Genomic DNA, 19,511 nt, shown 5'->3' with positions numbered 1-19,511 from the left:
GTCGAACAACCGTCAATGGGTTGTCCACATCGACCCGGCTGTCCACAGGGGTCGCGCAGGCCTATTGACGCAGCCTCCAACCATTGTCACATTCATCAGTGTCAAGTTACGGGCACGTACGGCGATCGTGGTGGACGGACGGTGGCATGAGCAGTGCAGCGACAAGTGAACTCTCGGCGGAGCTGCGGGGGTTCCGGGAAGTGCAGCGTCTCGCCTACGAGTGCGCGGAGGCGGTCGCGGCGCGGCTGAAGCCGGGGGTCACCGAGCGTGAGGCGGCGCGGATGCAGCGTGTGTGGCTGCGCGAGCGCGGGGTGCGGGACTGGTTCCATCTGCCCTTCGCCTGGTTCGGGGACCGCACGGCGTTCGTCAACTTCCGCATCCCGCTGCAGTTCTTCCCCACCAACCGCCGGCTGAAGGCGGGGATGCCGTTCATTCTCGACATGGCCCCGGTCCACAAGGGTTTCACCGCGGACATCGGCTACTCCGGCTCCCTGGGGCTGAATCCCGTGCAGGACAAGCTGATGGCCGACCTGGAGGCGCATCGCGAGCTGATCCTGCGCGAGGTGCGCGAGCGCCGCCCGCTGCGCGAGATCTACGAGGACGTGGACCGGCTCATGGTCCGCCAGGGCTATGCGAACCGGCACCGCGCGTACCCGTTCGGCGTGATCGCCCACAAGGTCGACCGGGTGAAGGAACGCCCTTGGTCACCCCACCTGTTCGGGTTCGGCACCCAGTCCCTGAAAGGGCTGGCGAGCGACGCTCTGCGCGGGCACCGCGACGGCTGGTCGCCGCTGTGGTCGCCGTACAAGTTCTCCGACCACCCGCCCCGGCCGGGGCTGTGGGCGGTCGAACCGCACCTCGGATTCCGGGGTACGGGCGCGAAGTTCGAGGAGATCCTGGTCGTCACCGACTCCAAGGACCCCGAACAGAGCGCGTTCTGGCTGGACGACGATCTGCCGCACGTGCGGCGCTGGGCGGAGGACAAGTGAGTCTCACGGGGGCGCGCGAGCGCTGGGTGCGGACGGGCGGAGTCGAGCTGTGCGTCGCCGAGTTGGGCGACCCGCGGCAGCCCACGGTCGTGCTCGTGCACGGCTATCCGGACTCCAAGGAGGTGTGGTCCGAGGTCGCCGGGCGGCTCTCCGAGCGCTTTCACGTCGTGCTGTACGACGTCCGCGGGCACGGCAGGTCGTCGGTGCCGCAGCCGCTGCGGGGCGGGTTCACGCTGGAGAAGCTGACGGACGACTTCCTGGCCGTCGTGGACGCGGTCAGCCCTGACAAACCCGTACACCTGGTGGGGCACGACTGGGGTTCGGTGCAGTCGTGGGAGTTCGTCACCGTCGCGCGCACCGAGGGCCGGATCGCGTCCTTCACGTCGATGTCCGGGCCCTCCCTCGATCACTTCGGGCACTGGATCAAGCAGCGCGTGAAGAGCCCCACCCCGCGCGCGATCGGCCAGCTCCTCGGCCAGGGTGCCAAGTCCTGGTACGTGTACCTGCTGCACACACCCGTGCTGCCCGAGCTTGCCTGGCGCGGCCCCCTGGGCAGGCAGTGGCCGAAGATCCTTCGACGCGTCGAGAAGATCCCCTCGGACGGCTACCCCACTCCGTCACTGCCCCTGGACGCCGCACACGGAGCCTGGCTGTACCGGGACAACGTACGGGCCCGGCTGGGCAGGCCCCGCGCGGACGCGTACGCACACGCGCCCGTGCAGCTCATCACGCCCCTGGGGGACGCGTTCCTCTCCGAGCGGCTGTACGACGAGCTGGAGCAGTGGGCTCCGGGGCTGGTGCGCCGTACGCTCCCGGCCAAGCACTGGGTTCCGCGCACCCGGCCCGATCAATTGTCCACCTGGATCACGGAGTTCGTGCACGCCAACGAGGACGGTGTACCGGTGGGGGACACCGTGGCCACCGGCAAGTACGCGGACCGGTTCGGCGGGCAGCTCGTGCTGGTCACCGGCGCGGGCAGCGGTATCGGGCGGGCCACCGCCTTCGCGTTCGCCGAGGCAGGCGCGCGCGTGGTGGCCGTCGACCGGGACGCGGAGAGCGCGGCCCGCACCGCGGAGATGTCCCGGCTGATCGGCTCCCCCGAGGCCTGGGCGGAGACCGTCGACGTCTCCGACGAGCAGGCCATGGAGAAGCTCGCAGAGAAGGTCGCCACCGAGTACGGCGTGGTGGACGTGCTGGTGAACAACGCCGGGATCGGGCTCTCGGGCTCCTTCTTCGACACCACTCCGGAGGACTGGAAGAAGGTCCTCGACGTCAACCTGTGGGGCGTGATCCACGGCTGTCGGCTCTTCGGGAAGCAGATGGCCGAGCGCGGGCAGGGCGGCCACATCGTCAACACCGCGTCGGCGGCGGCATACCAGCCGTCAAAGGCACTGCCCGCCTACAGCACCTCCAAGGCGGCCGTGCTCATGCTCAGCGAGTGTCTGCGTGCGGAGCTGGCGGGCCAGGGCATCGGCGTCTCGGCGATCTGCCCCGGCTTCGTCAACACCAACATCACCTCTACCGCACGCTTCACCGGCGTCGACGCGGGCGAGGAGCGGCGGCGCCAGAAGAAGTCGGCGCGGCTGTACGGGCTGCGGAACTACCCGCCGGAGAAGGTGGCCGACGCGATCCTGCGCGCCGTCGTCCGCAACCAGGCGGTCGTGCCAGTCACCCCGGAGGCGCGCGGCGCCCGCCTCATGTCCCGCTTCACACCGAGGGCGTTGCGCGCGATCGCACGATTGGAGCCACCTCTATGACCGACTCGATGGATGGCTCGACGAATGCCTCGACAGCTGGCTCGACGACTGGCTCGGCGAATGCCTCGACGGCTGGCTCGACGAGTGACTCGACGGCTGGCTCGGCGAATGCCTCGACGGCTGGCTCGACGAGCGACTCGACGGCTGGCTCGACGAGTGACTCCCTACGCGACGATCACTACGCGATCGCCCCGCGGCGGGTCTCCTTCGACTGGGAGAAGACGCCGCTGCACTGGATCCCGGACGAGCCCACCGCCACCCATGTCATCAACGTGCTGCATCTGCTGCTGCCGGCGGGGGAGCGGTGGTTCGTGAAGGTCTTCAAGGAGGCGCTCGCGCTCGTCGAGGACCCCGAACTCCTCAAGGACGTGAAGGGGTTCATGGGGCAGGAGGCGACGCACAGTGTGCAGCACGCGTTCGTCCTGGACCACCTGGCGGCGCAGCAGCTCGACACCGCGGACTTCACGAAGTACGTCGACTTCCTCTTCGAGAAGCTGCTCGGCGAGCAACCGCCGCTGGGCGCGCCCGTTCCGCCCGAGGCATGGCTGCGCTTCCGGCTGTCGGTGATCGCGGCGATCGAGCAGTTCACGGCGGTGCTGGGCGACTGGGTGCTGGCGGCAGAGGGCCTGGATCTCGCCGACGCCGACGAGGTCATGCTCGACCTGCTGCGCTGGCACGGCGCGGAGGAGGTCGAACACCGCGCGGTCGCCTTCGACATGTTCCAGCACTGCGGCGGCGAGGGCCTGCCCCGCTACGCACGCCGGGTCGCGGGCATGGCGGTCACCGCACCGGTGATGCTCTATCTGTGGGGGTGGGGCGCCGCATACCTCATACGCCACGACCCCCAGCTCGCCGGCCGCCTGCGCTACTCGCTCGCCGCCCACAACAGAGCCGTACGCAAAGGGCTGTTGCCCACCTGGCGGGAGCTCGGCGCGGCCGTACCCCGCTATCTGCGGCGGTCGTACCATCCGTCGCAGGAGGGCTCGCTGCGCCGGGCGGTGGAGTATCTGGCGCAGTCCCCGGCGGCCCGGTCGGCGGCGGGAGTGATCGGACGGGCGGCCACCGCGTAGCGACGTGCGGCCATGGCATAGCGAGGTGGGGAGGGCGGGGATCGTGAACGAGGAGTCGGTGGACGGGGCGGCGGGTGTCGGCCCTACGGCCCGTAGCCGTGCGGAGTCCGGTGTCGGTCCTGCAGCCCGTGGTCGTACAGAGGCTGGTGTCGGCGCGGAGGCCGGTATTGGCCCGGAGGCCGGTGTCGGTCCGGAGGCCGGTATTGGCCCGGAGGCCGGTGCCGACCCGAAGGCCGGTATTGGCCCGAAGGCCGGTATTGGCCCGAAGGCCGGTATTGGCCCGCAGGCCAGTGTTGGCCCGCAGGCCGGTGTCGGTCCGCAGGCCGGTGTCGCGTACCGGATAGAGGATCTGGCGCATCACAGCGGTGCCACGGTCCGCACCATCCGTGCCTATCAGGACCGTGGCCTGCTCCCCCGCCCCGAGCGGCGCGGCCGCGCCAATGTGTACGCGGACGCGCACCTGGCCCGGCTCCGGCAGATCGCCGATCTCCTCGACCGGGGGTTCACGCTGGCGTCCATCAAGGAACTCCTGGAGGCCTGGGATGCCGGCCGGGGTCTCGGCGGGGTCCTCGGTCTGGTCGCGGAGGTCGACGGTCCTTGGACCGATGAGGAGGCCGTACGGATCTCCCGGGCCGACTTGGACGAGCGGTTCGGCGGCTCCCCGGACGACGAGGCGGTCGCCGACGCGATCGAACTCGGCGTACTGGTACCCGTACCGGGAGACGAGGATCTCTTCCTGGTCCCGAGCCCTCAAGAGCTCGCTGTGGCAGTCGAGTTGTACGCGGCGGGGGTCCCGTTGTCCGCGATCTCCGTCCACCTGCGGGAGTTGAGGGGTCAGGTCGAGCACATCGCCTCCCGTTTCCTGGAGTTCACGACCGAGCATGTGTTCGCCCGCTATCTGGGGGAGCACCCGCCGACGGACGCGGAAGCGGCGGAAGCGGCCTCACTCGTACGACGGCTCCGGCCGCTCGCACAGCAAACCGTGGATGCTGAACTGGCCCGTGCCATGCGGCTGTTCGCCAACCGGCATCTGCGTCAGCACCTTGGCGCGGACAAGGTGCCGCAGCCCGTGGACGAGACCCATTTCGTGGCGCTCCCGGCCGGGACAATAGGGGCGGTGGAGAAGCTGGTTGGCGCCGGGCAGGTCGCCGCCTTCGTCGCCGCAGCGGCCGAACGGGAGGTGCAGGCCCGCGCCTTGGACCAACTGGCGGCAAACCATGACAAAATAACCATAGTTGACGAACTCTCCTAAACGGCCTGTGGGTTGTCCACAGAATCGCCAATTCCCCTGTGGATAACTGGACTTGGCTGTGGATCAAACCTGAGGACCAAAATCAAATGCGTGATCTCCGTCCCGCCAGGCACCCTTACGGGATGGACGAAAGACGCACCGTGAAGGTGTCGAAGTACCTCTCCAAGCATCTGCGGCACCAGCCCGAGAGGATCGGGCTCACGCTCGGCGAGGCGGGCTGGGTGGAGATCGAGACGTTGATCGCCGCGGCGTCGGCGCACGGTTTCGGGTTCACGCGCGAGGAGCTGGACCACGTGGTGGCCGAGAACGACAAGCGGCGCTTCGCGGTCGAGGGGACCCGGATCCGCGCCAGCCAGGGCCACTCCGTCGACGTCGACCTCGGACTGCCCACGGCGACTCCGCCGGCGTATCTCTACCACGGGACCGTGTCCGGCAGCCTGGACGCGATCCGCGCCGAGGGCCTGAGGCCCATGAACCGGCACGACGTGCACCTCTCGCCCGACCGCGAGACCGCCACCCGGGTCGGTGCCCGCCGCGGCCGGCCGGTCGTGCTCTCCGTGGACGCCGCCGCGATGGACCGCGACGGTCATGTTTTCCACGTCAGCGCGAACGGGGTGTGGCTCACGGAGGCCGTACCGCCGGGGTACATCCGGTTCCCGGCCCAGCACTGAAGTGACTCAGGGATGATCGGGAACATGGAGCAACTGTCCAGTACCGAAGCCGCCGTCACCGCGCTCCGCGCGATCGCCGTCGAGTACGCGCGTGAGATCGAGGTCACCCACGACATCGGTGCGGACCAGACGTCCCGCCGCAGCGCCGCGGGCGTCGGGGTGACCGCCGATCCCGACGGCTCGCTTCCGCACGAGGCCTTCGTGGAGTTCGGCGGACTGCCCAGGCTGAGTGTCCGGCTCTATCCGGAGGACGACGCGCTGATCACCGTGGAGGACGTCGAGTTCCCCGACGTCCCGCGCGATGACGTGCCCGCCTTCCTGCGCTCGGTCTTCGGCGGCCTCGCCTACGTGAGTACGCGCCGGTTCCCGCCCGGCTACCGGCTCATCGTGCCGCTGCCCGGCGACCGTACGTACAAGGAACACCTGCTGATGATCAGCCTCAGTCCGTGGCTCAGCGGACGGGTGCGCTGAGCGGGCGGGTGCACTGAGCAATCCCGTGCGCTGGACAGGCCTGGGCTCTGAGCAGCCCGGTGCGATGAGCAGGCACGTGCGCCGACCGTTCACTCCTGCGCTTAGGCTCGATGGCATGAGTCTGCGTCTGAGCACCGTGATCCTTCCGTACCTCCGCTGGCATGAGGGCGGTCGTGCCGCATGGCAGCGGGCGGAGCAGCTCGGGTTCCACACCGCGTACACGTACGACCACCTGTCCTGGCGGACTTTCCGGGACGGCCCGTGGTTCGGTGCCGTGCCGACGCTGACCGCCGCGGCCGCCGTCACCGATCACCTCCGCCTCGGCACGCTCGTGACCTCGCCGAACTTCCGGCATCCGGTGACCCTCGCCAAGGAACTGATCTCCCTCGACGACATCTCGGACGGCCGGATCACCCTGGGGATCGGCGCGGGAGGCACCGGTTTCGACGCGACGGCGCTCGGCCAGGAGCCCTGGACCCCGCTCGAGCGCGCCGACCGCCTCGCGGAGTTCGTTCCGCTGCTCGACCGTCTCCTGACGGAGGACTCCGTGTCGTACGAAGGTGACTTCTACTCGGCGCACGAGGCTCGGAACATCCCGGGCTGCGTCCAGCGCCCCCGGCTGCCCTTCGCGGTGGCCGCGACCGGACCGCGTGGGCTGAGGCTCGCGGCGCGGTACGGGCAGGCGTGGGTGACGACGGGCGACCCGAAGCTGTACGAGACGGGGACCCCTGAACAGTCAGTTCAAGCCATTCGCGGACAGGTCGAGAAGCTGGGCGTCGCCTGCGCCGAGGCGGGCCGTGACGTGGGCGAACTGGACAAGATCCTGCTCACCGGCTTCACTCCGGACCGTGGCCGTCCGCTGCAGTCGCTGGACGCGTTCGTCGACTTCGCGGGCCGTCACGCCGAGCTGGGATTCACGGACCTGGTGATCCACTGGCCGATCCCCGACTCCGGCTTCGCGGCGGACGAGAAGATCTTCGAGCGGATCGCCATGGAGGCTGCCGCGCAGCTCGCCTGATCCCTCGGCCGGAACCTGACTCCGTCGGCTTGGTCTTGACGGGGCGTAACGTCCCTGGTGAGGACGGTAATCACTCACATGTGCGGACCGCCGCCCGCACGTGCGCGCATATGCGGGAGAATGGGCCAGTGACCTCCGCGACTCGACGGCCCGAGACCCCGGCCTCCATGGTTCCGCCCCGGCTGATCGCCACCGACCTCGACGGCACTCTGCTGCGCGACGACAAGTCGGTGTCCGAGCGCACGGTCGCCGCCCTCGCCGCCGCCGAGCAGGCGGGCATCGAGGTGTTCTTCGTCACCGGCCGCCCCGCCCGCTGGATGGACGTCGTCAGCGACCACGTCCACGGGCACGGCCTGGCGATCTGCGGCAACGGCGCCGCCGTGGTCGACCTGCACGGCGGCCCCGGCGCCCACCGCTTCGTCAAGATCCGCGAGCTGGCGCCCGACGTCGCTCTCGACGTCATCCAGCTGCTGCGCGCCGCCGCCCCCGGCACCACGGTCGCCGTCGAGCGCACCTACGGGCTCCACCTCGAACCGGCCTACCCGTCGCTGCACATGGAGCCCCCGGAGATCATGGCGCCCGCCGAGAAACTCCTCGCCAAGGACGCGCTCGACGCCGATCAGCCGGTCCTCAAGGTGCTCGCGTACCACCCCGAGATGGACCCGGACGACTTCCTCACCGTCGCCCGCCTGGCCATCGGCGACCGCGCGGGTGTCACTCGCTCCAGCCCGAGCGCCCTCCTGGAGATCAGCGGCCCCGGAGTCTCCAAGGCGAGCACGCTCGCACTGTGCTGCGCCGAGCGCGGCATCTCCCACGAGGAGGTCGTCGCCTTCGGCGACATGCCGAACGACGTCGAGATGCTCACCTGGGCGGGCCGCTCGTACGCGATGGGCAACGCCCACCCCGCCGTGATCGCCGCAGCCTCCGGGCGCACGGTCGCGAACAACGAGGACGGGGTGGCGGTGGTGATCGAGCGGATCATCGCCGAGCGCCAGGTGTAGCCCCTTCGGCAGGAAACCCGGTCTGTGGCGACCTCCACCGTTGCTGTTGGCGTTGCCGCGTCGGGGAGCGAGCACCGCTCCGGAGGAGGGCCACCGGCAGCAGGGGCATACGCGCCAACCGGAGCTAAAGCTGGACCCCGTGCTCGGCCAGCCACGGCACGGGGTCGATCCCGGACCCCAGTTCCGGCGTGACCCGCACCTCGAAGTGCAGATGGGGCCCGGTCGAGTTGCCGGTCGTGCCCGACTGCCCGACCCACTGCCCGGCCGCGACCTGCTCCCCCTGGTCGACGGTGACGGCGGCGAGATGCGCGTACTGCGTGTAGTAGCCGCCCGGGTGCTGGACGACGATCTCGATACCGAAGGCCCCGCCGCACGACACCTTCACCACCCGGCCCGCCCCGACCGCCCGCACCGGCGTGCCGATCGGCACCGCGAAGTCCTGTCCGGTGTGCCGGCTAGCCCAGCGCTCGCCGCCGCTGCCGAAGCTCGCGGAGAGTTCGTACGTCTCCACCGGCGCGACCCACGCACGCGCGAAGTCCGTTTCCGGCTGGTCGAGCTGGACGGCACCACGGCAGGAGCCGGCCACCACCGCGGCGTCGGCCTGCCCCTGGAGCACCGACCGTGCCTCGTCCAGCTTCGCCTGGATGGTCCGCTTCATCTCGGCGAGTTCACCGTTGCGCTTCTCCAGCGCCTGCCACTCCGCCTGGGCCTTCGCCTCGTCGGCGGCGAGCCTCGCCTCGGCCCGGCGGCTCTTACTGACCGCGTTGTTGACGGCGAGATCCGCCTGCCACACGGCACGCTGACCGCGCATCAGGTCCTCGGGGCTGTCCGCGAGCAGCAACTGCGCGGTGTACGGCAGGCCGCCGCCCTGGCGGTACTGGGTGCGCGCGATCCGGCCGAGGTCGTCGTGGAGTACCGCGATGTCCTGGCGTTCCCGCGCGAGGAGTTCCTCGGCCCGCTGCGCCCTGCCCCGCTGCGCTTCGGCCTCCTGCTGTCCCGCCTCGTACTGGCGCGCCGCCACGGAGGCGTCCTCGTAGAGCCGCGCCACCTGGGCGCTGATGCCGGGCTCGCTCCCGGACTCGCCCTCGGCGGCGGTGGGACGGGCCGCGAGAACCGCGACGGCGCACAGCAGGGCCGGCACGAGCAGGGGATGGCGGCGAGGTGAGCGCATGACAGCGATCGTGTCCTGTGCCCCCGCTCGCGGTCCTGTTCAAGGGGTACGCCCGGGGGAACGGGCTCCACGGATGGCTCCGTCGGCTGGGCCGAACAGGGGCTCGGCTTGGGCGTGTTGCCCCGGCAGAGCGGTGGAGTGTGCTTCGGGCGCCCACATGGTGTGCTCGGTCGAGCTGCGAAGTGTCGCCGGGGAAGCCACGCCGGTGCGCTCGGTGAAAGGGCTACGGCCCGCGCTCAGTACGGCGCCTGCCACACCACCGTCGTACCGCCCTCGTCCTCGCCCGCCCCGGGGCCGTACCAGCTCTCGCCGCCCAGGTACTCGGCGCGCCGCTCAAGGTTCCGCAGGCCGCTGCGCCGACCGCCGTCCGTGATGCCGACGCCGTCGTCGGCGACGGTCAGCCGGACGCCCTGGCGTCCGTCCCGCAGGGTCACGGTCGCGTCGACGACGACGTCGATACGGGAGGCGCCGGCGTGCCGGAAGGCGTTGGAGAGGGCCTCGCGCAGGGCGGCGATGAGGTTCTTTCCGGTGAGTTCCCCGACCATGGTCTCCACCGGGCCGACGAAGCGGTGGGTGGGTTTGAAGCCGAGGGGTACGGCGGCCATGTTGATCTCACGCAGCACGCGGGTGCGCAGGCCGGACGGCGTTTCTGTGGGGTCCTGCCGGAGCGCGAAGATGGCGGTGCGGATCTCCTGGATGGTGACTTCGAGTGCGTCGACCGCCTTGCCGACACCTTCCCGGACCTCGGGAGCGACGGACAGCCGCTGGGCGCTCTCCAGCATCATCCCGGTGGCGAAGAGCCGTTGGATCACGAGGTCGTGCAGGTCACGGGCGATCCGGTCACGGTCCTCGTACACCGCGAGCCGCTCCCGGTCGCGCTGCGCCTCGGCCGTCATCAGCGCGAGCGCGGCCTGTGCTGCGAACTGCGCGGCCAGGGTCCGCTCGGTCTCGGTGAACGGGCGGGCGCCCGGCGCGCGAGGCGTGATCAGGCACCCGAGCACGCGGCCGCCGCACTGCAGGGGGAGCATCATCATCGGCCCGTACACGCGGGCGAGGTCGGAGACCATACGCGGGTCGGTGGCCGCGTCCTCGACGAACACGGTCTCTCCGCCGAGGAGTTCGGCGACAAACTCGTTCTCCGGCGGGAAGGTCATTCCCAGCGCCTTCGACGGGTGTTCGGAGGCGACGGCGACGACCTCGAGACCGCCCTCGGCGGCGGGCAGCAGCACGGCCCCGGCCGCCGAACCGGAGAGCCGGCGGGCCTGTTCGGCGACGACCTGGAGGGCGTCCTCGGCGCCGCCGCCCGACAGGAGGGCGGTGGTGACGGCCACCGAGCCGTCGATCCAGCGTTCGCGCTGCTGGGCGGCCTCGTACAGCCGGGCGTTGCCGATGGCGATGCCCGCCTCTGTGGCCAGCACGCCGACCATGTTGAGGTCGTAGTCGCTGAAGGACCCGCCGCCCCGCTTCTCGGTCAGGTACAGATTGCCGAAGATCTCGCCCTGCACCCGGATGGGGACCCCCAGGAAGCTCCGCATCAGCGGGTGGTGTTCCGGAAAGCCGCAGGAGCGCGGATCGTCTGCCAGGTTCGCGAGCCGTACCGGCTCCGGTTCGTGGATGAGCGCCCCGAGCAGCCCCCTGCATCCGTCGGGGAACCGCCCGATCAGCCCGGCGGTCTCCCCTTCGACCCCGTGGAACACGAAGTCCACGAGCCCTCCGCCTTCCTCCGCCACGGCCCCGATCGCGGCATACCGCGCATCCGCCAGTTCGGCGGCCGTCTCACAGATCCGGTCCAGCGTGGAGTGCAACTCCAGCCCCGCTCCGACCTCCCGCACAGCCTCCAGCAACTGAGGTACCCGCTCGGCCAGCTCGGCGGGCAGCCCCTGGCTGCCGCGGACCACAGGACCGGTTGCGTCCGAGCCGTCATCAGGCTCGGACGGAGGTGAGGCGGGGGCTGCCGTCATACCTTGAGCGTAGTTAGTCCCATTTGCCATGGAAAGTCGAGGTGGTGGCCGCCCGGCGAGGCAAACGAGGTCACCACGCCCCGAAGCCGAGTCGGCGCGATCAGTGGGCCACGGCACCGGCCAGCAGATCCCCCGCGGCCTCCCGGTCCACCATCTCCCGCAGCGGACCCTCGACGGCCACCAGCTCCGCGTACGGCCCCCGCTGGGCCACCCGGCCCTCCGCCAGCACGATCACCTCGTCCACCGCATCGAGCCCGGCCAGACGGTGGGTGATCAACAGCGTCGTACGGCCCTCGGTCGCGGCCAGCAGATCCTCGGTGAGGGCGTCGGCCGTCGGCAGGTCGAGGTGTTCGGCTGGCTCGTCGAGGACGAGGACAGGGAAGTCGGCGAGCAGCGCGCGGGCGAGAGCGAGCCGCTGCCGCTGGCCCCCGGACAGCCGGGCGCCGTGCTCACCAATGAGTGTGTCGAGCCCCTCGGGCAGCCCGTCGGCCCAGCCGAGGAGCCGAGCCCGCGCGAGCACGTCACACAGCTCGGCCTCGGTCGCGTCCTTCCTGGCCAGCAGCAGGTTCTCGCGCACCGAACTGTCGAAGAGGTGCGCGTCCTGGGCACACAGCCCGACCAGTCGGCGTACGTCGTCTCCCGCCATCTGGTACGCGTCCACTCCGCCCAGCGTGTAGGTCCCCGCGTCCCCGTCCAGGAACCGCAGCAGCACTTGCGCGAGCGTGGTCTTGCCGGACCCGGAGAGACCTACGACGGCGACCCTGCGTCCCTGTTCCAGGGTCAGGTCGAGCCCGGCGAGCGCGTCCCGGTCCTGCCCTGTGTGGCGCGCGCTCAACTCCTTGAGGACCAGAGGGAACGCGGATGCGGGCGCCTGCGCCGGCTCCTCCGGTTCGCGTACGGCATCGGGGGCGTCCAGCACCTCGTACACCCGCTCCGCGCTCTTGCGTACCCGCTGTCGATGCTGGACGGCGAGCGGCAGCCCGAGGACGGCCTCGAACGCGGCCAGCGGGGTGAGGACGACGACGGCCATCGCCACACCGCTCAGCCGCCCGGCGGCGACGGCCTGGGCGCCGACGAGCGCCGCAGCCGCGACGGTCAGCCCGGACACCAGCGCGGTGAGCCCGTCGCCGAGCGCGGTCGCGGTGGCGGCCCGCGAGGCGATACGGGTGAGCACCGAGTCGGCCCGACGCGTCTCGGCGGTACGGGCGGGCAGCGCACCCGCGACCGTCAGCTCCGCCGTTCCCGTGAGCAGATCGGCCACCCTGGTCGCCAGGACACCGCGCGCGGGCGCCAGCCGCCGCTCCGCACGGCGCGCCACGGCGCCGGTCAGCAGCGGCACACCGAGCCCGGCCGCCAGCAGCCCCACGGCGAGAACGGCACCGGCCTCGGGCAGCAGCCACGCGGTGAAGCCGACGGAGGCGGCGGACACGACGCCCGCGGCCCCGACCGGCAGCAGCCATCGCAGCCAGTAGTCCTGGAGCGCGTCCACGTCCGCGACGAGCCGCGACAGCAGATCACCTCGCCGGGTCGTCCGCAGCCCCGCGGGCGCCAGCCGTTCGAGGCGCCGGTACACGGCGACCCGGGTGTCGGCCAGCATCCGCAGCACCGCGTCGTGCGACACGAGCCGCTCCGTGTACCGGAACACGGCCCGCCCGATCCCGAACGCCCTGGTGGCCGTCACCGCCACCATCAGATACATCACCGGCGGCTGTTGAGAGGCGCGCGAGATGAGCCACCCGGAGGTGGCCATCAGCCCGACGGCACTCCCCAGGGCGAGACCGCCGAGCAGGAGGGCGAGGGCGAGTGCTCCCCGCCGGGGGGCGGCCATGGCACGGACGCGGGCCAGCACACCTCCATGCCCTCGCGGAGACGGAGCCGGAGCGGGAGCGGGAGTGGGAGACAGGGCCGAACCCGGACCCGGAGCCGAGGCCGAGGACGCGGCCGGATCCGGAGCCGAAGCCGAGGACGCAGCCGAAGCCGAAGCCGAAGCCGAATACAACTCCTCTCCTGGTGCCGCAGGCATGCTCTCCGCCTCGACGGACGGAGACTCCCTCACCTCTGCGGCACGCACGGACCCAGCCGCCTGGACAGGCACCCCAGGCCCCGCGGCGACCACCCCGGGCTCCAGCCGCACCACCCGGTCAGCCACCCCCAGCAACGCCGGCCGATGCACCACCAGCAGTACCGTGCGCCCGATGGCGAGCCGCCGCACCGCCTCCACGACCTCCGCCTCCGTCGCCCCGTCCAGCGCGGCCGTCGGCTCGTCGAGGAGCAGCACCGGACGGTCCGCGAGGAACGCGCGGGCCAGAGCGAGGCGCTGGCGCTGGCCGGCGGACAGCCCGGCGCCGTCCTCACCGAGTACCGTGTCGGCCCCGTCGGGCAAGGCGTCCACGAAGCCGGCGGCACCCGCGTCGGCCAGCGCCCGGCGTACCGCCGTGTCGTCCGCGTCGGGACGCGCCAGTCGTACGTTCTCGGCGATGGACTGGGCGTACAGGTGGGGTCGCTGTGGCACCCAGGCGATCCGCGAGCGCCAGTCCGTCAGGTCGGCCTCGGAGAGATCGACTCCCCCGATCCGCGCCCGCCCCTCGGCGGGATCCACGAATCCCAGCAGGACGTTCAGCAGCGTCGACTTACCCACACCGCTCGGCCCGACAAGAGCAACCGTCTCCCCGCGCCCCACCGTGAAGGAGACGTCCGAGACCGCGTCTCGTGAGCGCCCCGGATAGCGCACGGTCACGCCCTCGAAGGCGATCTCGCCCTCGGGCGCGGAAAGCGAGCCGGAGGCGGCCAACGGAGTCTCCAGGACCGAGAAGATCTCCTCGGCGGCCGAGAGTCCCTCAGCGGCGGCGTGGTACTGCGCCCCCACCTGTCGCAGCGGCAGATACGCCTCGGGCGCGAGGATCAGGATGACGAGCCCGACGTAGAGATCCATCTCGCCGTGGACGAGCCGCATTCCGATGGTCACCGCGACCAGCGCGACGGAGATGGTGGCGAGGAGTTCCAGGGCGAAGGACGACAGGAAGGCGATCCGCAGCGTCCGCATGGTCGCCTGCCGGTAGTCGCCGGTGATCTTCCGGATCGACTCAGCCTGTGCCTTGGCCCGGCCGAACACCTTGAGCGTGGGCAGCCCAGCGACCACGTCCAGGAAGTGGCCCGAGAGCCGTGACAGCAGCCGCCACTGACGGTCCATCTGGCTCCGGGTGGCCCAGCCGATGAGAATCATGAAGACGGGGATCAGCGGCAGCGTGCCGGCGATGATGGCCGCGGACACCCAGTCCTCGGTGACGATCCGCGCGAGCACCGCCACAGGGACTACCACCGCGAGCCCCAACTGCGGTAGATAGCGCGAGAAGTAGTCGTCGAGCGCGTCGACTCCCCTGGTGGCGAGGGCGACCAGGGAACCCGTCCGCTGCCCGCTCAGCCAGCCGGGACCGAGCAGCGACGCCCGCTCCAACAGCCGACCCCGCAGCTCCGACTTGACCGCAGCGCTCGCCCGGTGCGCGGCGAGCTCGGTGAGCCAGGAGACGACCGCCCGCCCCACTGCCACCAGGACCAACAGCCCCAGCGGCGTGCGGAGTTCAGTGACCGAGAATCCGTGCTGGAAGGCGCCGACCACCACTTCGGCGATGAGCATCGCCTGGGCAATGACCAGAACCGCCCCGGCGGCCCCCAGACCGACAACCGCAGCGAGGAAGAAGCGGGTGGCGCGGGCGTACCGAAGCAGACGCGGGTCGATTGGTTTCACGTGAAACACACCCTTGGGTCATCAGGCATGTTTCACGTGAAACATGCCGTTATTCGGACTCTGCGCGCCGTGCCGGACTCGGTGCGCACGGCAGGAATCAGTGCGTGCCATCCACGGCGATGTGGTGCGTACCGATCCGCTTGCGGAACACCCAGTACGTCCACGACTGATAGAGCAGCACGATCGGCGTCGCGATCCCCGCACACCAGGTCATGACCTTCAGGGTGTAGGGGCCCGATGACGCATTGGTGACCGTCAGGCTCCACTCGTCATTGAGCGAGGACGGCATGACGTTCGGGAAGAGCGACAGGAAGAACATCGCGACGACCGCGATGATGGTGAGCCCCGAGAGCATGAACGCCCAGCCCTCACGCCCGGCCTTGGCCGCCCCGAGGGCCACGAGGAGTGAGGCCACCGCGACGATCGCCGCGGCCAGGGACTTGCCGTTACCGCTGTCGATCTGGGTCCAGATCAGGAAGCCAAGTGCCAACGCGGCCGTCACCAGGCCGAGTTTCAGCGCCAGCCTCCGCGCGCGCTCCCGGATGTCCCCGACGGTCTTGAGCCCGACGAACACCGTCCCGTGGAACGTGAACAGCGCCAGTGTGACCAGACCGCCGAGGATCGCGTACGGGTTGAGCAGGTCCCAGAGGGTGCCGACGTACTCGAAGTTCCTGTCGATCTTCACGCCGTGCACGATGTTGCCGAAGGCCACACCCCACATGAATGCGGGGATCAGTGAGGCCCAGAAGATCGCGTTCTCCCAGTTGCGCTGCCAGGACTCATCGGGGCGCTTCACGCGGTACTCGAAGGCGACACCGCGCACGATCAGGCAGACCAGGATGAGCAGCAGGGGCAGATAGAACCCCGAGAAGAGCGTGGCGTACCACTCGGGGAAGGCGGCGAAGGTCGCGCCGGCCGCGGTGAGCAGCCATACCTCGTTGCCGTCCCAGACGGGTCCGATGGTGTTGATGAGGACCCGCTTCTCGGTGCGGTCCCGGGCCAGCAGCTTGGTGAGGATGCCGACCCCGAAGTCGAAGCCCTCCAGGAAGAAGTAGCCGGTCCAGAGGACCGCGATGAGGACGAACCAGACATCGTGGAGTTCCATGGCTCAGAGGCTCCCTTGGCCTAGTAGGAGAAGGCCATCGGCTTGTCGGCGTCACTGGAGTCGCCGCCGATCTTCGTGGGCGGGTTGAGGTCGGCCTCGGTAAGCTCGGGCGGGCCCTGCTTGACGTACTTGACCATCAGCTTCGCCTCGATGACGGCGAGGGCCGCGTAGAGCAGGGTGAACACGGTCATCGAGATCACCACCTCGGTCGTGGAGACTCCCGGCGAGACCGCGTCCTTGGTCTTCAGCAGGCCGTAGACGACCCAGGGCTGACGCCCTGTCTCGGTGAAGATCCAGCCCCAGGAGATACCGATGAGCGGGAAGATCAGCGTCCACTGGGACAGCCACCACCACCACTTGCCGAGCTTCGGTGCCAGCCCCCGGTGCTTGGTGAGCATCAGCTTCGGCACTTCCTCGTCCCCGGTGCGGTGTTCCGGCGCCAGCCAGAACTTCCGCCGGGTCAGCCAGAGTCCGGCCACACACACGGCCATCGAGACCCCGCCGAAGCCGATCATCCAGCGGTAGGCCCAGTAGGCGGTGGGGATGTTGGGACGGTAGTCGCCGGGGCCGTACTTCTCCTGCTCGGCCTTGTTGATGTCGTTGATGCCGGGGAGCCTGGACGTGAAGTCGTTCTTGGCGAGGAAGGACAGCAGCCCGGGGATCTCCAGGGCAACCGTGTTGTGCCCCTTGGCGACATCGCCGTACGCGAAGAGCGAGAAGGGCGCGGGCTGTTCCGAATCCCACAGGGCTTCTGCGGCCGACATCTTCATCGGCTGCTGTACGTACATCACCTTGCCGACGGTGTCGCCGCTGAGGGCGACGAGGATCGTGCCGACGAGTGCCGTGACCAGGCCGAGCCGCAGCGACATCCGCATCGTGGGGATGTGCCGCTTCTTGCGGAGATGGAAAGCGGCGATGCCCGCCATGAAGGCGCCGCCGACAAGGATGGAGGCGGCCATGACGTGCCAGAAGTTGACGAGTGCCGTCTCCTGGAAGAGCACCCTGGGAAGGTCGGTGAGCTCGGCCCGTGTACTGCCGTCCGCCTTCTTCACGATCCGGTAGCCGACCGGATGCTGCATGAAGGAGTTGGCCGCCATGATGAAGTACGCCGACAGGATCGTGCCGACCGAGACCATCCAGATGCAGGCGAGGTGGATCTTCTTCGGCAGCTTGTCCCAGCCGAAGATCCACAGCCCGATGAAGGTGGACTCGAAGAAGAACGCGATCAGGGCCTCGAGGGCGAGTGGGGCTCCGAAGACGTCACCGACGAAGCGCGAGTAGTCGGACCAGTTCATGCCGAACTGGAACTCCTGCACGATACCGGTCACGACACCCATGGCGATATTGATCAGAAACAGCTTTCCCCAGAACTTGGTCGCCCTGAGGTAGTGCTCCTTGCCCGTTCGCACCCAGGCGGTCTCCAGGATCGCCGTGAGTGCGGCGAGCGAGATCGTCAGGGGGACGAAGAGAAAGTGGTAGACGGTGGTGATGCCGAACTGCCAGCGCGCCAGAGTCTCGGGCGCCAAAGCCAATTCCACGTCGTCAGTCTCCTTACATCGCCGTGGTACAGCGGCAGTTTGCCCCCTTTGTCACGCACATTGCGGGAGCAACCGGGACACGTTTGTGAACGCGTTCACATTCACAAGCAAGTATGACGCATGGCCGTTCGAGGGTTGACGGGAGGGGGTACCTAAGCGTGGACCGGCTGGTCACTGACGGATTGTCGACACGGAAGAGTCGGCCCTCGGCCAGAAGAGCTGCCTCGAAACCGGCGTCACCGCCAGCCGTGCGGACGGTCGCCAACAAGTCGCCCAACAAGTCGTCGAGCCCCCGCACGGTGGCCTTCCGGGCCGACAGCAAGGCCCGTCCGCGCGCTCCCCTACGGGCCCACACGGGTCTCACGGGGCGCCGAATGCCGCCTCGCTTCGCGAGCCCGCGCCGCGCACAGCGCCGCGTCAACGGCGGCCTACGCACCTTCGCGACCGTGGTCGACAGCGGCCGCACCCGCTCGCCATCGTCCGCTACGCCAGCCGCCGCACCCTCGCCACCATGCGCGACGGCGCCCCCCTACACGTAGATCGCCTATGGCGGCTCCTGGCGGACGAGGAACCGCCGTAGTAGTCAGAGCTCCTTGCGGAACCCCTCTGTCGTCTTGACGAAGATGTCGTTCGCCTCGGTCTCGCCGATCGTCACCCGGACCCCCTCGCCGGCGAACGGCCGCACGACGACCCCGGCCTGCTCGCAGACGGCGGCGAAGTCGAGCGTGCGCTCCCCCAGCCGCAGCCACACGAAGTTGGCCTGCGTCTCGGGCACCGTCCAGCCCTGCCCGCGCAGCGTCTCGACCACCCGTACGCGCTCCGACACGAGGGAGCCGACCCGGCCGAGCAGTTCGTCCTCGGCGCGCAGCGAGGCGACCGCCGCGTCCTGTGCGAGCTGGCTCACACCGAAGGGCACCGCCGTCTTACGCAGCGCCGCCGCCACCCGGTCATGGGCGATCGCGAAACCGACCCGGAGGCCCGCGAGCCCGTACGCCTTGGAGAACGTGCGCAACACGCAGACGTTGGGCCGGTCGCGGTAGAGCACGACGCCGTCCGGCACCTCGGCGTCGCGGATGAACTCGCGGTACGCCTCGTCCAGGACCACCAGCACATCACTGGGCACCCGGTCCAGGAACCGCTCCAGCTCGGCCCGGCGCACCACCGTCCCGGTCGGGTTGTTGGGGTTGCAGACGAAGATCAGCCGGGTCCGGTCGGTGATCGCGTCCGCCATGGCGTCCAGGTCGTGCACCTCGCCGGGCGTCAGCGGCACCTCGACCGGGGTCGCCCCGCTGATCTGCGCGATGATCGGATAAGCCTCGAAGGACCGCCAGGCGTAGATGATCTCGTCGCCCGGGCCGCTCGTGGACTGCACCAGTTGCTGCGCGACCCCGACGGAACCGGTGCCGGTGGCCAGGTGCGAGAGGGGGACGGCGAAGCGGTCCGACAGTTCGTTCATCAGTGCGGTGCACGCCAGGTCCGGGTAGCGGTTGAAGGAGGCGGCCGCGGCGGTCACGGTCTCGATCACACCGGGCAGCGGCGGATACGGGTTCTCGTTGGAGGACAGCTTGTACGCCACCGCACCACCGACCGCGGCGGGCTTGCCGGGCTTGTAGGTGGGGATACCCTCCAGCTCGGCACGCAGCTTGGGGCTCATCTCGCTCACCGCAGTCCTCCTCGCGACCACCGCCGGCTCATGACCGCCGTCGGCTACCAATACTCCTCACCCTATGAGGATTGGGCTCCGCTGCGAATGGCCTGTGGA

At 69.9% G+C, this 19,511-nt stretch carries 14 protein-coding genes; 8 read left to right on the top strand and 6 right to left on the bottom strand.

Annotation, left to right across the window (positions count from 1 at the left end; all coding sequences use genetic code 11):
* Positions 1–146: 146 nt before the first annotated feature.
* The 8 genes from ACFVKT_RS13035 (at position 147) to ACFVKT_RS13000 (ending at position 8,229) form a co-directional block, all read left to right on the top strand.
* Positions 147–989, top strand: coding sequence for a M24 family metallopeptidase (locus ACFVKT_RS13035; protein WP_385730664.1), 843 nt, complete (start codon positions 147–149; stop codon positions 987–989).
* Positions 986–2,746, top strand: coding sequence for an SDR family oxidoreductase (locus ACFVKT_RS13030; RefSeq protein ID WP_385730662.1), 1,761 nt, complete (start codon positions 986–988; stop codon positions 2,744–2,746). The genes ACFVKT_RS13035 and ACFVKT_RS13030 overlap by 4 nt, the downstream gene beginning before the upstream one ends.
* Positions 2,743–3,816, top strand: coding sequence for a metal-dependent hydrolase (locus ACFVKT_RS13025; protein WP_385730660.1), 1,074 nt, complete (start codon positions 2,743–2,745; stop codon positions 3,814–3,816). Before ACFVKT_RS13030 ends, ACFVKT_RS13025 begins: the two co-directional genes overlap by 4 nt.
* 274 nt (positions 3,817–4,090) lie before the next feature.
* Positions 4,091–5,068, top strand: coding sequence for a MerR family transcriptional regulator (locus ACFVKT_RS13020; protein ID WP_385731082.1), 978 nt, complete (start codon positions 4,091–4,093; stop codon positions 5,066–5,068).
* Positions 5,069–5,190: 122 nt separating this feature from the next.
* Complete coding sequence (locus tag ACFVKT_RS13015; RefSeq protein ID WP_385730658.1) at positions 5,191–5,739, top strand: RNA 2'-phosphotransferase; 549 nt, start codon at positions 5,191–5,193, stop codon at positions 5,737–5,739.
* 12 nt (positions 5,740–5,751) lie between these two features.
* Entirely contained in the window at positions 5,752–6,210 is a 459-nt protein-coding gene (locus ACFVKT_RS13010; protein ID WP_385730657.1) for a hypothetical protein, read from the top strand.
* Between the two features lie 115 nt (positions 6,211–6,325).
* On the top strand, positions 6,326–7,228 hold the full coding sequence (locus ACFVKT_RS13005; protein WP_385730655.1) for an LLM class flavin-dependent oxidoreductase: 903 nt from the start codon (positions 6,326–6,328) through the stop codon (positions 7,226–7,228).
* Between the two features lie 110 nt (positions 7,229–7,338).
* Positions 7,339–8,229, top strand: a complete 891-nt coding sequence (locus ACFVKT_RS13000) for a Cof-type HAD-IIB family hydrolase (RefSeq protein ID WP_385730653.1) — start codon at positions 7,339–7,341, stop codon at positions 8,227–8,229.
* A 124-nt stretch (positions 8,230–8,353) separates the two neighbouring features.
* Here ACFVKT_RS13000 and ACFVKT_RS12995 read toward each other — a convergent pair whose 3' ends face one another.
* The 6 genes from ACFVKT_RS12995 to hisC form a co-directional block, all read right to left on the bottom strand.
* Positions 8,354–9,400, bottom strand: a complete 1,047-nt coding sequence (locus ACFVKT_RS12995) for a peptidoglycan DD-metalloendopeptidase family protein (RefSeq protein WP_385730651.1) — start codon at positions 9,398–9,400, stop codon at positions 8,354–8,356.
* 236 nt (positions 9,401–9,636) lie between these two features.
* Positions 9,637–11,361 carry a GAF domain-containing sensor histidine kinase gene (locus ACFVKT_RS12990; protein WP_385730649.1) on the bottom strand — a complete coding sequence of 575 codons (1,725 nt, stop codon included), beginning with the start codon at positions 11,359–11,361 and terminating at the stop codon, positions 9,637–9,639.
* A 100-nt stretch (positions 11,362–11,461) separates the two neighbouring features.
* Entirely contained in the window at positions 11,462–15,106 is a 3,645-nt protein-coding gene (gene cydD / locus ACFVKT_RS12985; protein ID WP_385730647.1) for a thiol reductant ABC exporter subunit CydD, read from the bottom strand.
* 97 nt (positions 15,107–15,203) lie between these two features.
* Positions 15,204–16,211, bottom strand: a complete 1,008-nt coding sequence (cydB, locus tag ACFVKT_RS12980) for a cytochrome d ubiquinol oxidase subunit II (RefSeq protein ID WP_385730646.1) — start codon at positions 16,209–16,211, stop codon at positions 15,204–15,206.
* A 20-nt stretch (positions 16,212–16,231) separates the two neighbouring features.
* Positions 16,232–17,749 (bottom strand): cytochrome ubiquinol oxidase subunit I, encoded by a 1,518-nt coding sequence (locus ACFVKT_RS12975; RefSeq protein ID WP_385730644.1) that lies wholly within the window; start codon positions 17,747–17,749, stop codon positions 16,232–16,234.
* A gap of 583 nt (positions 17,750–18,332) precedes the next feature.
* The gene (hisC, locus tag ACFVKT_RS12970) at positions 18,333–19,412 is read right to left on the bottom strand and encodes a histidinol-phosphate transaminase (RefSeq protein WP_385730642.1); all 1,080 of its coding nucleotides are present in this window, start codon (positions 19,410–19,412) and stop codon (positions 18,333–18,335) included.
* Positions 19,413–19,511: the final 99 nt, after the last annotated feature.

The organism is Streptomyces sp. NPDC127595 (assembly GCF_042671685.1).
GTDB lineage: Bacteria > Actinomycetota > Actinomycetes > Streptomycetales > Streptomycetaceae > Streptomyces.
The sequence above is the reverse complement of the archived record's forward strand: the minus strand, read 5'-3'. Positions and strand labels throughout refer to the sequence as shown.

Coding starts and splice junctions, on each gene's coding strand:
- ACFVKT_RS13035 (WP_385730664.1), top strand. CDS start 147: ATGAGCAGTGCAGCGACAAGTGAACTCTCGGCGGAGCTGCGGGGGTTC.
- ACFVKT_RS13025 (WP_385730660.1), top strand. CDS start 2,743: ATGACCGACTCGATGGATGGCTCGACGAATGCCTCGACAGCTGGCTCG.
- ACFVKT_RS13015 (WP_385730658.1), top strand. CDS start 5,191: ATGGACGAAAGACGCACCGTGAAGGTGTCGAAGTACCTCTCCAAGCAT.
- ACFVKT_RS13010 (WP_385730657.1), top strand. CDS start 5,752: ATGATCGGGAACATGGAGCAACTGTCCAGTACCGAAGCCGCCGTCACC.
- ACFVKT_RS13005 (WP_385730655.1), top strand. CDS start 6,326: ATGAGTCTGCGTCTGAGCACCGTGATCCTTCCGTACCTCCGCTGGCAT.
- ACFVKT_RS13000 (WP_385730653.1), top strand. CDS start 7,339: ATGCGGGAGAATGGGCCAGTGACCTCCGCGACTCGACGGCCCGAGACC.
- ACFVKT_RS12995 (WP_385730651.1), bottom strand. CDS start 9,400: ATGCGCTCACCTCGCCGCCATCCCCTGCTCGTGCCGGCCCTGCTGTGC.
- ACFVKT_RS12990 (WP_385730649.1), bottom strand. CDS start 11,361: ATGACGGCAGCCCCCGCCTCACCTCCGTCCGAGCCTGATGACGGCTCG.
- cydB (WP_385730646.1), bottom strand. CDS start 16,211: ATGGAACTCCACGATGTCTGGTTCGTCCTCATCGCGGTCCTCTGGACC.